Genomic DNA, 14,156 nt, shown 5'->3' with positions numbered 1-14,156 from the left:
GGGCCGGGCCGCGACCGCCCCGCCGGGTCGGGTCGGCCGCGGGCGTCGCCGATCAGGAGCGGGCGACCGACTCGCACTCGGTGGTGCGGTCCGCGGAGTCCACCCAGGCGTTGTCGGGCCCGCCGCCGCAGGCGACGAGGTCCTGACCACCGCCGGCGGTCAGGTGGTCGCTGCCCGGGCCGCCGCCGACGCGGTCGTCACCCTCCCCGCCGTCGATGGTGTCGTTGCCGTCGACCCCGACGAGCTTGTCGTCACCGCCCTCGCCGACGAGGGTGTCGTCGCCGATGCCGGTGCGCAGCCAGTCGTTGCCGCCGCCGCCCCAGGCCTTGTCGGCGTCCTGGGCGCCGTTGACGAAGTCGTTGCCGGCCCCGGTCCGCACGACGTCGCGTCCGCGGTCGCCCAGCACCCACATGCGGAAGGTGTTCGGCAACGACGAACCGTCGACGGTGTCGTCGCCCAGGCGCGGCCAGATCTCGAGGAACATGCTGTTGGCGCTGTCGTACTGCGCCGGCACGGAGCAGACCGCCTGGATGCCGACGTCGACGGACCGGCGGCTGCAGGTGCCGGGGATGTCGCGCAGCTCGCGGGTGCCGCGGTCGGTGTAGACGAGGTTGCCGTCCACCAGGCGCACGGTCAGGTCGGAGTGCTGCTGGCCGGCGATGTAGCGGTAGCCCCACTCGGTGCGCGAGATCATCGCGGCGTTCTTCAGCGGGATCGGGGTGGGACCGTTGCCCAGCAGTGCCTTCGGCGGTTCGCTGCCGGCCGCCTGGGCGGCTCCCGGCAGTGCGGCGCCGGAGACGGTGGCGGCCCCGAGGGCGGCCACGGCGAGCGTGATTCGAGCAGAACGAGTGAGCACGGCATCCTCCCAAATGCGACGTAAGACCCCAGACTAAGGTCCCGAATCGCCCGGGACCTCTGCATCTGATCACATCGTCGGATCCCGGTCCAGACCGGTCCGCCCCCAGCCCGACCCCGCGGCCGACCCCCCACCGGGGAGCGGCGCCCGCCCTCCCGGCATGCTGGAACGATGCCCACCACCACCCAGGTCCGACTCGCCCAACGCCCCGTCGGGACGCCCGACGACGCCACCTTCGGAGTCGTCGAGGAGGAGCTCCCCGCCCTCGAGGAGGGACAGGTCCTGCTGCGCGTCGTCTACCTCTCCCTCGACCCCTACATGCGCGGTCGCATGAGCGACGCGCCGTCGTACGCCGACCCCGTGCCGGTGGGCGGGCTGCTCGTCGGAGGCACCGTCTGCCAGGTCGAGGATTCGCGCTCGGAGGACTGGAACGAGGGCGACTGGGTGCTGTCCTACTCCGGGTGGCAGACCCGCGCCATCAGCGACGGCACCGGCCTGCGCCGGCTGGACCCCGCCCAGGCCCCGGTCTCCACGGCTCTCGGCGTGCTCGGCATGCCGGGCTTCACCGCCTACGCCGGCCTGCTCGAGATCGGTCGGCCCCAGGCCGGCGAGACCGTCGTGGTCGCCGCGGCCACCGGCCCCGTGGGGTCCGCGGTCGGACAGATCGCCAGGGCCCGCGGCGCCCGCGCCGTCGGCATCGCCGGCGGTGCGGAGAAGTGCGCGGCCCTGCTCGACGAGTTCGGCTTCGACGCCGCCGTCGACCACCGCTCCCCCACGTTCGCCGAGGACCTCGCGGCCGCCGTGCCGGACGGCATCGACGTCTACTTCGAGAACGTCGGCGGCGAGGTGACCAAGCAGGTCCTGCGCCACGTCAACAAGTACGCCCGCATCCCGGTGTGCGGACTGGTCTCGGGCTACAACGCCACCGAGGTGCCCGAGGGTCCGGACCGCCTCCCCGGCTTCCTGGGGCTGGTGCTGCGCCGCAGCCTCACCGTGCGCGGCTTCATCCAGGACGAGTTCCTGCGCACCCACGGCCGCGACTTCGTGCGCGACATGACGGGCTGGCTCGCGACCGGTGCGGTCCACTACCGCGAGGACGTCGTGCAGGGTCTCGAGAACGCGCCCGAGGCGTTCCGGGGGCTGCTGACGGGGGCGAACTTCGGCAAGCTCGTCGTCCAGGTCGGCGAGGACCCCCACCGCACCTCCTGACCACCGCGGCCCCCACCCCGACGGCGCGTTCTTCGCCGAACCCGCCCGGGGCGGGCCGGGAGCGACCTACCGTGGTGCGATGCGGACAAACCGGACATCACGTGCAGGCAGGACACTGACGCTGCTCCTCGGCCTCACCCTCGCCCCGCTGCTCGTCGCGCCCACCGGGGCGGTCGCCGCGACGCGGACGAGCGTCACCGGCTGGTCCACCACCGCGTCCACCGTCGCGCCCGCGACCGAGGTGCGCCGGGCCGTCACCGTGCTGACCGGCGGCCGCGTCGTCGAGCGGCGCGCGCTGCTGCAGCTCCGTCCCGGCGGGAGCCTCACGTGGCAGACACTGGCGAGCACCCGCACGGACGCGCGCGGGGTGGCCACCCTGGTCGCGGCCGCCGTGCCGCGCAGCGGCTCGCTGCGGGTCAAGGTCCCGGCCACGCGTACGGCGGCGGGCGCCGTCACTGCACGCCAGCCGGTCACGGTCACGGCGCCGACCGACCCCCCGACCGACCCGCCGACCGACCCGCCGACCGATCCCCCGACCGACCCCCCGACCGACCCGGCCGGGACCCCGACGGCCTTCGAGGCCGAGGTCCTGCGGCTGACCAACGAGCTCCGAGCCCGTGGCACGACGTGCGGCAGCACGACGTACGGACCGAAGGCCCCGGTGCAGCTGAGCCCGGAGCTGACGACGGCGTCGCGTGCCTACGCGGTCCGGATGGGCGAGGAGCGGTTCTTCGACCACGTCTCCCCCACCGGCGACGACCCCGGCGACCGGGCGAGCGCCGCGGGCTACGCGTGGCGCGGCTACGGCGAGAACATCGCGGCCGGCTACAGCACCCCGGCCAGGGTCGTCGAGGGGTGGCGGACCAGCGTCGGACACTGCCACAACCTGATGGGCAGCTACGTCCACCTCGGCGTCGGTCACGCCCAGGTGGCGGGATCGCCGTACGGGCACTACTGGGTGCAGATGTTCGGCAACCCCCGCTGACCCGGCGCCCGGTCCCCGGGGGGGGCCAACCCTCAGACGTGCCCGGAGAGCTGCGCCATGCGCGCCTCGAGGGCGGCGAGGTAGGCGTCGCGCTGCGACCGCGACACCGCGGAGCCCTTCTCCAGGTGGCTGCACACGGGCAGCACGTCGACGGACAGCTTGGCGGCACCGGCGAGTGCGCGGAGCTCGTCGAGCCGGTTGCCGAACTCCGTGCCGCTGCCCGGGGAGTAGCGGGTCACGACGTCCTCGACCGGCTCGTCGAAGAGGTCGACCTTGGTGACCACGACGACCAGCCAGGTCGGCCGCTCGCGACGGACGGCCATCGAGGCGATGCGGTGCGCGGTGACCGTCCAGTCCTCGAGCTCGGCGGCGAGCTGGTCCTCGCGGGACACCACCACCGCCCCGGTGGTCCCGGCCGGACGGCGCCCGGTGGCGTAACCGTTCGCCACCACGTGCAGGACCCCGTCGACGGGAGCGTCGTGGAACACCTCGTCGAGCCCGCCGAGGCGGGTGGCGGCGTTGACACCGGGCACCACCCGGAAGCGGAAGCCGCGCAGCAGCCGGCCGCGGCGGACCCGGCGCTCGACCACCGCGGACCCCGCGTCCGGCACGCCCTCGGGGCGGGCGCGGCCGGTCATGTGGTCGACGAGCTCGGACTTGCCCACCCCGGTCATGCCGGTGACGGCGACGCTGGGGAAGCGGCGCTTGGCCACGCCCGCGACGCGTGCACGCCCGCGGGCCAGGGCTCCGGGGACGTCGCGGACGCCGCGTCGGCGCTGCTGGGACATGGGGGCTCCTCGGCCTGGTGTAGCGGGTGGGGGGACGGCGATCCGCGGGGGCCGCTCGGGCACCCCGGCGCGACCGGGTAAGGTCTCGACGCTAGCGGACCGGTCTAGTCGAGAATTTCGCGAGTTCGGGCAACTTGTCCCACTCGGGACCTTGGTCACCTACAGTCAGGACAAGAGTCTTGATCTGGGAGGAACCAATGTCTCGCACCATCTTCGCGCGCACCGGCACCGCACTCGTGGCCCTGTCCGCGCTCGCCGCCGGCCTCGTCAGCACCAGCGCCCCCGCCCAGGCGGAGGAGTACCACGACCCCACGCTCGACCTGCCGCGGTCCACCTCGCCGTGGCCCGGCATCGGTCCGTCGCGGCCGTTCGTGCAGTCGATCAACATCGGCGGCGTGGTGCCGCTGAAGAACCAGGCGATGGTCAACCGCACCGAGCACGGCCTGCTGTTCCGTGGCGGTCAGCAGAACAACAACACCACCATCACGCAGAGCAACGGCCAGGTGCGGTTCGTCGACACCGGCACCGCGTCCTGGAAGTACCTCGACCCCTCGTGCACCAGCATCAACGTGCCCCAGGGCGTCGGCGCCACCTGCACGATCGCGTCGAAGTTCGCCGACTCCGCCCCCATGCTCATCGAGGTCTGGCCGCGGCTGGGCAACGACACCATCGACTCCAGCGCCCTCTCGGACCGGTTCGAGATCTCGTTCCTCGGCGACCGGGGGCACGACGTGGCCCTGACCGGCGACGGCGCCGACTTCGTCAACGGCGCCCAGGACAACGACCGCGCGAGCGGTGGCGCCGGTCGTGACTGGCTGCGCACCAACATCGGCGACGACTGGATCGACGGTGGCGCCGACGGCGACTACCTGGTCGGCGTGGACGGCCAGGACGTCATCTACGGCGGCACGGGCGACGACATCCTCATCGGGCTCGCCGGCCACGACAAGCTGTACGCCGGCGAGGGACGCGACAAGGTCAGCTGCGGCGCCGGCTCCGACACGGCCGAGGCCAAGAGCACCGACAAGGTCCTCGCGTGCGAGAGCGTGAGCCGCTCGCGCTCCTGACGCGGGACCGCAGGCCACCGGCCGGCAGCTGAGCGCCCTCCCGGGCGCCCACCTGCCGGCCGTCTGCACGTCTGCCCTGCGTCACTCCCGCCGAGGACCATCGACCCTCCCCCCTGTCGGGTGACCGGCCCATCCTGGCGGTGAGGACATCGACGCGAGGGGTGGTCGATGACGATGTCGGAGGCGTCTCGTCCGCACGAGCCAGGGGGGCCCACGCCCCCGGGCCGACCACGCGCCCTCCGCGCCGCCGTCGTCACCGGGCTCGTGGTCGCCGGTCTCGTCGTGTCCGGTGCCCTGCTGGTCCCCCGGGGGCTGCTCGACGAGCCGGCTCCTCTGGTCGTGGCCCGGGCGGCGGGCCTCGCCGCCGAGCCCGCGCCGGTGGAGCCGCGGTGGGTGGCGCGCGCCGAGCCGACCCCGCCCCGGGACGGCGTACCGCCGGCGCAGCGACCGAACGTCGTGCTGATCACCGCCGACGACATGGCGGCGACCGACCTGCGCTGGATGCCGCGGACCCGGCGGCTGCTCGGCGGCGCCGGCGTCCGCCTCACCAGCTTCCTGAGCAACCACCCGATCTGCTGCCCGGCGCGTGCGGAGATCCTCACCGGGCAGTACGCGCACAACAACGGGGTGCACGACAACGACGGCCGCTACGGCGGCCACCAGGCCCTGCTCCGGCCGCACGACACCCTCGGCGCCTGGCTGCGGGACGCGGGCTACCGCACCGCCTTCGTCGGCAAGTACCTCAACGGCTGGGAGCTCGCCCCCGGCCGGCAGATCGGGTGGACGGTGTTCAACCCGCTGCTCCGCGACGTCTACCGCTACGTCGGCTTCACCCTCTTCAACGACGGCTCGCCGCGCACCTATCCCCGCGGCTACTCCACCGACGTGATCGGACGGTACGCACGGACGACCATCCGCCGCTTCTCCCGCGACGACGTCCCGTTCTTCCTCTGGGTCGCCCCGGTGGCACCGCACAACCGGATGTCGCCCGCCGGGTGGCGCCCGCCCGGGGTGGCACCGCGGCACCGCGACCTGTTTGCCTCGGTGGAGCCGCCCAGCCTGGACAACCCGTCGTTCAACGAGGTGGACGTGAGCGACAAGCCCCTGTGGGTCACCCGCGAGCGGCTGCTGCCGCCCGACCGCGCCCGCACCGACCACCGCGCCCGGGTCCGATCGCTGGCCGCCCTCGACGAGCAGGTCGCCCGGATCGTCGCCTCCCTGGAGGAGGCCGGCGAGCTGGACGACACCGTCGTGGCGTTCACCTCCGACAACGGCTACCTCCTCGGCGAGCACCGGATGCACGGCAAGAACCTGCCCTACGAGGAGTCGTTGAAGGTGCCCTTCCTCGCCCGGGGCCCCGGGCTGCCCGACGGCGAGGTGCGCGGCGCGCAGTACGGCCTCGTGGACCTGGCGCCCACGATCCTCGACCTCGCGGACGCGCGCTCCCAGGACCGGGTCCTCGACGGCCGGTCGATGCTCGGGACCCTGCGCCGCGGTGGGGGCGGCTACCCCACCTACCTGATCCAGGCCAGCACGCGGAACGTGCCGTGGTGGTGGCGCGGCGTCCGGTCGAGCCGCTTCACCTACGTCCGCTACACCAGCGGGTTCCAGGAGCTCTACGACCGCGCGCGGGACCCGGCGCAGCTCGTCAACGTCGCCGCCGACCCGTCGTACGCCGCCGTCGTGGCCCGGCTCTCGGCGCGGCTCGACCAGCTCGCCGACTGCTCCGGACGGACCTGCTGGTAGCCGCCGGTCAGCTCTCCGGGCCCGCCTCGAGGGGGACGCTGGCCCGGTCCGGATCGGCACCCGACACCGCGGCCCGCGTCCCGGCGTGCTCCCCGTGCCAGTCCAGGCACAGCACCGTCGCGTCGTCCTCCAGCGCCTGTCCGGCCGCGGTCAGGGCGCTGTCGGCCAGTGCGCGCACGACCTCGCGCGGGTGCAGGCCCGCCGTGTCCTTGATGGCACCGGGCACGTCGACGGTGGCGACGTTGCGCTCGAGCATGCCGTCGGTGACCAGCACGAGCCGGTCGCCGGGCTGGAGCGTGACGCCGCTGCTGCCGTAGGAGGTCTCCACGAACATCCCGAAGGGCAGGTCCACCCGGAGGTCGACGTGGACCAGCTCCGTGCCCCGCAGGAGGTACGGCGCCACGTGGCCGGCGTTGACCATCTCCAGGTGCCCCGTCCGCAGCTCGAGGCGTCCGACGAGACCGGTCACGAAGTCGTCGCCGTCGCAGTTCACCGCGTGCGTGGCCAGCGCGTCGTTGGTGACGCGCGACTGCTCGACCAGCGACAGCCCGCGACGTCGGGCCCCGCGGAGCCCGGCCAGGCACACGCTCGCGGTCAGCGCGGCGTCGACTCCGTGACCCATGGCGTCGGTCAGCGACAGGTGCAGCTGGTCGCGGGCCAGGCTGTAGTCGAAGGTGTCCCCACCGATGCGGGCGGCCGGCTCCAGCCACCCCGCGAGCGTGAATGACGACGCTTCGCAGGTGCGGGCCTCGGGCAGCAGACGCTGCTGGATCTCGGCCGAGAGGCTGAAGGTGCGGCTGCGCTGGCCCCACTCGAACAGGTCGGTGTGGCGCCGGTTCGCGACGACGACGAACGCGAGGAGGTGCGCCACCTGCGCGACCTCCGCGACCACGTCGTCGTCAGGCTCCTCGGGCAGGAACAGCTCGAGCAGGCCGATCGACTCACCCCGCTCGGTGACCGGGGCGAGCACCCGCCACAGCCCGACCTGCTCCTGACCGGCCTGCGACGTGGGGGCGAGCACCTGCACCGACTGGGCGCGGACTGCCTGCTCCAGGGGTCCGCCGTCGAAGGGCAGCACGGTCGCCGACTCCTCGTCGTCGCGTCGCTCGCCGTGCTCCAGCGCCCGGTCGTCGGCCGACCGGCCACTCGGCACCACGTGGGCCAGGCGGACCAGAGCGCGGCCCGACAGGTCGGTGATGAGGAAGGAGACGTCGGTCGCGTCGAGGGCCGCACCCAGCTCGCGTGCGACGGACTCGACGGCGTCGACGGGTGAGGCGGCATCCGCAGCCCGGAGGACGCGTCCCACGTCGGTCAGCCGCCGTGGGCGTGTCATTGCCGGAGCATAGCCCTCGCCGGACCGCGTGGCTGCTGGCCGGGAGCGCGCCGGAGGGCATGATGCCGCCATGGGCCTCTTCTCCCGCCCCACGGCGCTCTCCCCCGACCTCCGCGACCGCGAGTACGTGCTGACGCGGTGCTCGGTGGTCGCCGCCGACGACGTGGTCGTGACCGTCGACCTCACGCTGCGGATCACGCTCCGGCTCGACGAGAAGGCGCCGGTCGGGTACAGCACCGCCGAGGAGCCGGTGCTGCACGCGATCGTCGTGCTGCTCCTGCGTCAGCACGCCGCCACCCGGGCCTCGTCGGACCTCCTGGTCGACCGCGCCGGCGTGGTCGACGCGGTCGAGCAGAACCTGCGGATCGCGCCGGTCGGCGCGTTCACCGAGCAGCGGGTGAGCGCCGTGGAGGTGCGGCCACACGACGGCGACTCCCGGGCCTCCACTCACGAGTTCCTCCTGGTCGGCGGCTGAGCAGGGCCTCCGCGCGTGACGGCCGAGCCGCGACGACGACCGCGGCTCCCGGATGCAACCACCTCGGCGCGGCGCACGTCACCCTGGTGAGGGAGCGATGCTCGACCCTCGGGAAGGATCCTCGATGACGCGCAGGGACGAACGCCTGTTCGTGGAGTTCGTGGCCGCCCACCAGGAGCGCCTGCGACGAGCAGCCTTCCTGATCACGGGCGACTGGGCGTCTGCCGACGACGTCACCCAGGAGGCCCTGGTGCGGCTGTACGTCGCCATGCCCCGGCTCGGCGACCTCGACAGCCCGATGGCGTACGCGCGTCGTACCGTCGTGAACGTCGCCATCGACGCTGCCCGCAAGCGCGGCACGCGTGAGCGGTACGAGGCGCGCGAGCCCGTCCCGCCCCCGTCGCCCGACGTGGCCGGTGCCTACGCCGAGCGCACGGTGGTCGTCGCGGCGCTCGAGGCGCTCGCGCCCCGGCAGCGGGCCGTCGTGGTCCTGCGCTACTTCGAGGACCTCAGCGTCGAGCAGACGGCCCAGGTCATGGGTTGCTCCCCCGGCACCGTGAAGAGCCAGACCGCCCGCGGGCTCGACACCCTGCGCCACGCACTGGTCGAGGCCGGGTGGCACCACGAGGTGGAACTGGAAGTGAGTGAGTGATGGTCGATCTCCGACACCTGCTGGACGACGCGAGCCTCGAGGACCGGCCCGCGATCGACCCTCTCGAGGTCGTGCGCGTCGGTCGCCGGCGCGTCCGTCGCCGCGCACTGGTGCGCGGTGGCGTCGCGGCCGTCCTGGTGCTGGTCGTCGGCGCCATGGCCGTCACCCTCCGGCCCTGGGAGACCGACGAGTCACGCGGGCTGGGCCCGGTCGCCCCGGTTGACCCGACGCCGAGCCCTGCGCCCCGGCCGGACCGAACGCCTGCGGCCACGCCCCCCGGGACGCAGCTCGCCCTCGGCGAGAGCGCCATCGTCCCGGTCCAGCACGTCGGACGAGGAGAGGCTGGGCTCAGCGTGACGGACGTGCGGCGCGGGGACCGGGCCGACATCCTGGCCGTCCCCGGCCTGGCGCCCAGCCTCCGGTCCAGCGCGACCCGCGGCGAGTTCTGGTACGTCGACGTCACCGTCACCTACCGCTCGGGGCGGCTCGGCGGCTACTACCTCGATCCCGACGTCGAGCCGGTCCTCAGCGGCGGGAGGCAGCTCGGCAGCTGGAGCATCACCGATCAGGTCTATGCCCCGTGCCCGGCGCGCGGCCTCCCGCTGAGGCCCGAGCGGGGCGACAGCGTGAAGGACTGCGTGATCGTCCAGACGACGACCGGCGCGGACGTCGTCGGGCTCCGCTGGGGCCAGTTCGAGACCGCGTACGATCTCGCCGGCGGGGACCCGGTGACGTGGCGGGAGCAGCGACGCTAGACGTCCCTACTTGCGTGGTGGATCAGCAGGCGCATGACCTGCGGATCCACCACACAAGCGGTGTCGGTAGGGCGGGTGGGGCTCGAACCCACGACCCAAGGATTATGAGTCCTCTGCTCTGACCGGCTGAGCTACCGCCCCTCGGAACGGCACCCTAGAGGACGCGAGCCCGAGCACCCGCCGACGGTGTGGTCAGGCATCAGCCACCTCAGCCCGGAATAGCCACGACCCGGAGCGGCGTTGTGCCTCCAGTGACCGACTTCCCGCGCCTGTCCGTGCTCGACCTCGTCCCGGTCCGCAGCGACCAGACCTCGAGCGACGCCCTCGCCGCCATGCGTGAGCTGGCCCGTGCCGCCGACTCCCTCGGCTACCACCGCTACTGGGTGGCCGAGCACCACAACATGCCGGCCGTGGCCTCCACCAACCCGCCGGTGCTCATCGCGATGATCGCGGCCGCCACCGAGCGCATCCGCGTCGGCTCGGGCGGCATCATGCTGCCCAACCACGCGCCTCTCGTGGTGGCCGAGCAGCTCGCCCTGCTCGAGGCCGCCCACCCCGGCCGCATCGACCTCGGCCTTGGTCGCGCGCCGGGCACCGACCCGGTCACCAGCTTCGCGCTGCGTCACGGAGCCGGCGGCGTCAGCGAGGACGCGGTCTCGCGCTTCCCCGAGTACGTCGACAACGTGCTCACGATGATGGCCCCCGAGGGCGCGCAGATCAGCGTGCGCGGCAACCAGTCCGTCCTGAGGGCCACCCCCGTGGCCGGCGGGGTGCCGCAGGTGTGGCTGCTCGGGTCGTCGGACTACTCCGCACGGCTCGCCGCCTCCCGCGGACTGCCCTACGTCTTCGCCCACCACTTCTCCGGCTCCGGCACCGCCGAGGCGCTGGAGCTCTACCGCTCCACCTTCCAGCCCTCGGAGCACCTCGACGCGCCGCGCACCTTCCTGACGGTCAACGCCTCGGTGGCCGAGTCCGCCGAGGAGGCACGCCGACGCGCCCTCCCCCAGCTGCAGATGATGCTGGCCCTGCGCACCGGGCAGCCGCTCGGCCCGCAGGTGCTCGTCGAGGAGGCCGAGAAGGTTGACGCGCCGCCGGCCCAGGTCGAGCTGCTCGACAAGATGGCCGCCCGTTACGTCATCGGCGACGCCGGGCAGGCCCGGGCGCGCGTGGCCGAGCTGGCCGCGTCGTACGGCGTGGACGAGGTGATGGTGGTCCCGATCGCCGGCGCCCACGTCGGCACCGAGCCGCACAGCGCGCCCGCCCGCCTGGAGACGCTGCAGCTGCTCGCCGGCTGAGGAAGCCCGGCGAGCAGCCGCTGGTTCACGCGTCGGTCAGCCCGCGGTGCCGCAGAGGACTGCCACCACGGTGCCGGTGCCGACCTGCGAGGGCGCCGTGCCGTAGCCCGGGTTGGTCCGCACGATGACCACGCCACGGGTCAGGCCGGTGGCGGTGGTGCCGGTCGTGGTGACCTTGTCCGTCACCGTCACCGCCATGTACGTCGGCACGGTGCTCGGCGGGAGAGAGGTCGCGCCGGTGGCCGAGCTGCCCTTCCACGTGGTGCCGCAGGCCGGGGCGGTCTGGTTGGCGAAGCCCTTGAGCGACGAGCTCGAGCCGGTGAAGCCGTTCGACTTCGCCCACTGCGATCCCCAGTAGGTGACCGCGCCGGTCGCCCTCGTGCCCCCGAGCAGGAAGCTGCCCGACGCCGGGTTGCTGTAGCTCAGGGTGGCGGTCGAGACCGAGGCCTTGCTGCCGCCCTTGCTGGTCATCGTGACGGTTGCCGTGTGCAGCCCCAGCTCGACGTAGTCGTGCGCGCCGCTGACGGTGAAGGGGCCACCGACTCCGCCCGACACCGTGCCCACGGTGGGAGCGGTGCCGTCACCCCAGTCGATCGTGGCGCTCAGGTCCGACAGCAGCCCGAACGGGTTGGCGTCGGCGAAGGTCGCCACCGCGTTGTTCGGAGCCGCCGGCGACGGGTTGGCCCAGATCAGCACCTTCTGCCCGGAGGCGGTGGTGTTGTTCGTCAGGCCGGTGCCCGTCAGGGCCGCGTCCGAGACCACGGCCGAGCTCGCCGTCACCACGTGGTTGGTCGCGAGGTTGCCCTCGGGCCGCGTGCGCAGGTCGACCTCGACCGGGTAGGTCCCGTACTGCTCGTAGGTGTGGCGTGCGGAGATCGCGTAGGACCCGTCCTTGCCGGTGACCGTGGCGGGCACGGTCGGCGTGCCGTCGCCCCAGCTGATGGTGGCGGCGTAGTCGGACGGCACAGCCGTGGTGACCTCGTCGGTGAAGGTGGCCACCGTGAGGTCGGTGGGCGCACCCTCGACCGGCGTGACCGTGACCGGCGAGACCACGGGCGGCGGGGCCGGGACGATCTGCACCGGTGCCAGCGTCGGGGCGTTGAAGCCGGCCAGCGCCCAGGTCCTCATCGGGACGGCGGTGATGTCGGTGCTGGGCGCCGAGAAGCGGTACTCGTAGGCGGGGCCCACGGCGAAGCCGATCGTGAAGATCTCCGCGTCGAGCTCGAGAGCGGCCTGCAGGACCTTCATGAGCCCGGAGAAGGCGACGGAGTGGGTGACCTCGTTCGACAGGTCGGGCTGGGCCAGGGACAGCGAGGGGGTCACCGAGAATGCCGTCGTCTGGTCGGTCGGCACGTCGACGAGCACCTTGTTCCCGGCGCGCAGCGTGACCGAGCTGCCCGTGCCCTGCGACACCTGCGTCCCCCCCGGGGTGACCACCCGGTAGGACATCGAGCGCGGTAGGGCGAGGGTCACGTCGACCTTGGCGGCGAAGTCGAGCTCCTCGGTGCGCTGGGCGCTCGTGTTCAGGCTCACGTCGAAGGTCGTCCACGAGAGGTCCAGCGGCCCGATGTCGATGCTCTTGTTCAGCGGGAAGTCGCCCACGAGGCGCTGGACCCACTTCATCGCGCTGATCGGCAGCAGGGCGAAGGTGTCGGTGCCCGACGCCGACAGGCTCCCGTCGGCGTTGGTCGTCGTCGACACGACCGGGTTCGGGCGAGCCACGTAGCCGCCGTTGCCCGAGCAACGGGTCGGGCGGTCGGCCTCGGTGAGGCCCAGGGCCGTCTTCTCGGCGGAGCCGAAGCAGTAGGTGTCGGCCGGGCTGCCGGGTGAGACGGACCGGAGGTCCTCCAGGCTGACCCGGAAGATCTGGCCCGACGTCTGCGGCACGTGGAAGAGCGTCGCGCTCTCACCTCCGCAGTCGACGACGCAGATCTCGAAGGACGCGTCCGCCCGGCCGCCGACGGTGCCCTTGAGCGTGACGGCGTCGAGCGTGGGCTCGACGGTGGTGATCGCCGCTCCCGACTGCACGGCGGCCGGCGAGGTGCTGATCTCGATGGTGTCCCCGGCGCCGAAGCTCTTGGGGGCGGGCGTGGTGACGTCGACCTTCACGGGGTAGTTGACGGCGACCTTGCCGCCGTCCATGCCCTCGAGGTCGAGCGACATGCCGACCCGACCTGAGGTCGAGATCGACCCGCCGGCGCCGTACTCGTCGCCGAAGGCTCCATCCCTGTAGGACCCACCCTCGGCCGAGTCGTTCCAGGACTCGTCGAAGAGCTCCAGGTTCTGCGTGCCTGGGCCCTGGGCGTTTCCGGGACCCCACAGGCTCTGGTCCTGGGTGCGGAACGTGGCCGCCAAGGTCGTGGTCGTGGTGCCCGCGTTGGGCACCTTCGCCTCCGCCGGGGTCGGGGTGGAGACCACGGCCGCGGCCGCCACCCCCGAGATCAGGGCCGCGGACAGGACCGTCGACAGAGCGGCCCTCCCGCGTCCAGGCATGCGTGGGACATGGATCGACCGACGGGACATCGTGGTCCTCTCTGAATCCCGCGCGGCTGCCTGACTGGCGACTCCGAGAGGCGGGGCCCGCCCAGTCTTCGGTCTAGACCGGATGGGGAGAGGAGGCCTTGGTCCCGCGCACTCCGGGACTTTTCCGACATGTACGTCGAGTCGGGCCCGTCCCGCTCGGTGCCACGATCAGAGGTCGTCGTGGCCGCCGTACTCGTGGCCGCCGCGACGCCACGTCGGCACCTCGTCGAAGTCCAGCTTCCGCCGACCGCTGAGGACGCCGAAGTTGGCCACCGCCGAGGCGACCGGTGGGATGACGGCCGCGACGACGGTCATGACGGCCGCCGCGACCAGGGACACGTCCTTGACGACGGTCCAGGCCAGCACGATGAGGGCCACGCAGCACCCCATGAGCCAGAAGTAGGCGCGTTTCCGGTCCATGGCCACCCCTCGACGCTACTCGACGTGGCAGGATCGGGCCGTCCCACGCGTC

Annotated in this window: 13 protein-coding genes and 1 tRNA gene; 8 read left to right on the top strand and 6 right to left on the bottom strand. The window is 73.1% G+C overall.

Annotated elements, in window-relative coordinates; genetic code table 11:
- Positions 1-52: 52 nt before the first annotated feature.
- A complete protein-coding gene (locus G7072_RS05695; RefSeq protein WP_166084650.1) occupies positions 53-856 on the bottom strand; it encodes a calcium-binding protein in 804 nt (267 codons plus the stop codon).
- A 171-nt stretch (positions 857-1,027) separates the two neighbouring features.
- Here G7072_RS05695 and G7072_RS05690 point away from each other — a divergent pair, with 171 nt between their 5' ends.
- On the top strand, positions 1,028-2,065 hold the full coding sequence (locus tag G7072_RS05690) for an NADP-dependent oxidoreductase (protein ID WP_166084649.1): 1,038 nt from the start codon (positions 1,028-1,030) through the stop codon (positions 2,063-2,065).
- 79 nt (positions 2,066-2,144) lie between these two features.
- Positions 2,145-3,050 carry a CAP domain-containing protein gene (locus G7072_RS05685; protein ID WP_166084648.1) on the top strand — a complete coding sequence of 302 codons (906 nt, stop codon included), beginning with the start codon at positions 2,145-2,147 and terminating at the stop codon, positions 3,048-3,050.
- 32 nt (positions 3,051-3,082) lie between these two features.
- Here G7072_RS05685 and G7072_RS05680 read toward each other — a convergent pair whose 3' ends face one another.
- Positions 3,083-3,838: a hypothetical protein gene (locus G7072_RS05680; RefSeq protein WP_166084647.1), complete on the bottom strand. Its 756-nt coding sequence runs from the start codon at positions 3,836-3,838 to the stop codon at positions 3,083-3,085.
- 197 nt (positions 3,839-4,035) lie between these two features.
- Between G7072_RS05680 and G7072_RS05675 the strand changes: the two genes are divergently transcribed.
- Entirely contained in the window at positions 4,036-4,905 is an 870-nt protein-coding gene (locus G7072_RS05675) for a calcium-binding protein (RefSeq protein ID WP_166084646.1), read from the top strand.
- A gap of 168 nt (positions 4,906-5,073) precedes the next feature.
- A complete protein-coding gene (locus tag G7072_RS05670; protein WP_166084645.1) occupies positions 5,074-6,651 on the top strand; it encodes a sulfatase in 1,578 nt (525 codons plus the stop codon).
- Positions 6,652-6,658: 7 nt separating this feature from the next.
- Here the strand turns inward: G7072_RS05670 and G7072_RS05665 are convergent, their stop codons facing one another.
- A complete protein-coding gene (locus G7072_RS05665) occupies positions 6,659-7,984 on the bottom strand; it encodes a PP2C family protein-serine/threonine phosphatase (RefSeq protein ID WP_166084643.1) in 1,326 nt (441 codons plus the stop codon).
- A 70-nt stretch (positions 7,985-8,054) separates the two neighbouring features.
- Between G7072_RS05665 and G7072_RS05660 the strand changes: the two genes are divergently transcribed.
- The 3 genes from G7072_RS05660 to G7072_RS05650 all read left to right on the top strand — a co-directional run bounded on the left by G7072_RS05660 (position 8,055) and on the right by G7072_RS05650 (position 9,866).
- Positions 8,055-8,459 carry a hypothetical protein gene (locus tag G7072_RS05660; protein WP_166084642.1) on the top strand — a complete coding sequence of 135 codons (405 nt, stop codon included), beginning with the start codon at positions 8,055-8,057 and terminating at the stop codon, positions 8,457-8,459.
- Positions 8,460-8,583: 124 nt separating this feature from the next.
- Positions 8,584-9,111: a SigE family RNA polymerase sigma factor gene (locus tag G7072_RS05655; RefSeq protein WP_166084641.1), complete on the top strand. Its 528-nt coding sequence runs from the start codon at positions 8,584-8,586 to the stop codon at positions 9,109-9,111.
- Positions 9,111-9,866 (top strand): hypothetical protein, encoded by a 756-nt coding sequence (locus G7072_RS05650; RefSeq protein ID WP_166084640.1) that lies wholly within the window; start codon positions 9,111-9,113, stop codon positions 9,864-9,866. The genes G7072_RS05655 and G7072_RS05650 overlap by 1 nt, the downstream gene beginning before the upstream one ends.
- Before the next feature lie 67 nt (positions 9,867-9,933).
- On the opposite strand, the gene G7072_RS05645 is transcribed toward G7072_RS05650, so the two are convergent.
- Positions 9,934-10,007 (bottom strand) — tRNA-Ile (locus G7072_RS05645).
- A 110-nt stretch (positions 10,008-10,117) separates the two neighbouring features.
- Here G7072_RS05645 and G7072_RS05640 point away from each other — a divergent pair.
- Complete coding sequence (locus tag G7072_RS05640; RefSeq protein ID WP_166084639.1) at positions 10,118-11,161, top strand: LLM class flavin-dependent oxidoreductase; 1,044 nt, start codon at positions 10,118-10,120, stop codon at positions 11,159-11,161.
- Between the two features lie 36 nt (positions 11,162-11,197).
- On the opposite strand, the gene G7072_RS05635 is transcribed toward G7072_RS05640, so the two are convergent.
- Positions 11,198-13,654 (bottom strand): hypothetical protein, encoded by a 2,457-nt coding sequence (locus G7072_RS05635; RefSeq protein ID WP_166084638.1) that lies wholly within the window; start codon positions 13,652-13,654, stop codon positions 11,198-11,200.
- 198 nt (positions 13,655-13,852) lie between these two features.
- Positions 13,853-14,104: a DUF3099 domain-containing protein gene (locus tag G7072_RS05630; protein ID WP_166084637.1), complete on the bottom strand. Its 252-nt coding sequence runs from the start codon at positions 14,102-14,104 to the stop codon at positions 13,853-13,855.
- Positions 14,105-14,156 lie beyond the last annotated feature (52 nt).

It is taken from the genome of Nocardioides sp. HDW12B (genome assembly GCF_011299595.1).
Taxonomy (GTDB): domain Bacteria; phylum Actinomycetota; class Actinomycetes; order Propionibacteriales; family Nocardioidaceae; genus Marmoricola_A.
The sequence above is the reverse complement of the archived record's forward strand: the minus strand, read 5'-3'. Positions and strand labels throughout refer to the sequence as shown.

What these genes read in the sequence shown, in the direction of transcription:
- G7072_RS05670 (WP_166084645.1), top strand. Translation starts at nt 5,074, where the DNA reads ATGACGATGTCGGAGGCGTCTCGTCCGCACGAGCCAGGGGGGCCCACG.
- G7072_RS05675 (WP_166084646.1), top strand. Translation starts at nt 4,036, where the DNA reads ATGTCTCGCACCATCTTCGCGCGCACCGGCACCGCACTCGTGGCCCTG.
- G7072_RS05655 (WP_166084641.1), top strand. Translation starts at nt 8,584, where the DNA reads ATGACGCGCAGGGACGAACGCCTGTTCGTGGAGTTCGTGGCCGCCCAC.
- G7072_RS05690 (WP_166084649.1), top strand. Translation starts at nt 1,028, where the DNA reads ATGCCCACCACCACCCAGGTCCGACTCGCCCAACGCCCCGTCGGGACG.
- G7072_RS05680 (WP_166084647.1), bottom strand. Translation starts at nt 3,838, where the DNA reads ATGTCCCAGCAGCGCCGACGCGGCGTCCGCGACGTCCCCGGAGCCCTG.
- G7072_RS05660 (WP_166084642.1), top strand. Translation starts at nt 8,055, where the DNA reads ATGGGCCTCTTCTCCCGCCCCACGGCGCTCTCCCCCGACCTCCGCGAC.
- G7072_RS05630 (WP_166084637.1), bottom strand. Translation starts at nt 14,104, where the DNA reads ATGGACCGGAAACGCGCCTACTTCTGGCTCATGGGGTGCTGCGTGGCC.
- G7072_RS05665 (WP_166084643.1), bottom strand. Translation starts at nt 7,984, where the DNA reads ATGACACGCCCACGGCGGCTGACCGACGTGGGACGCGTCCTCCGGGCT.
- G7072_RS05685 (WP_166084648.1), top strand. Translation starts at nt 2,145, where the DNA reads ATGCGGACAAACCGGACATCACGTGCAGGCAGGACACTGACGCTGCTC.
- G7072_RS05635 (WP_166084638.1), bottom strand. Translation starts at nt 13,654, where the DNA reads ATGCCTGGACGCGGGAGGGCCGCTCTGTCGACGGTCCTGTCCGCGGCC.
- G7072_RS05650 (WP_166084640.1), top strand. Translation starts at nt 9,111, where the DNA reads ATGGTCGATCTCCGACACCTGCTGGACGACGCGAGCCTCGAGGACCGG.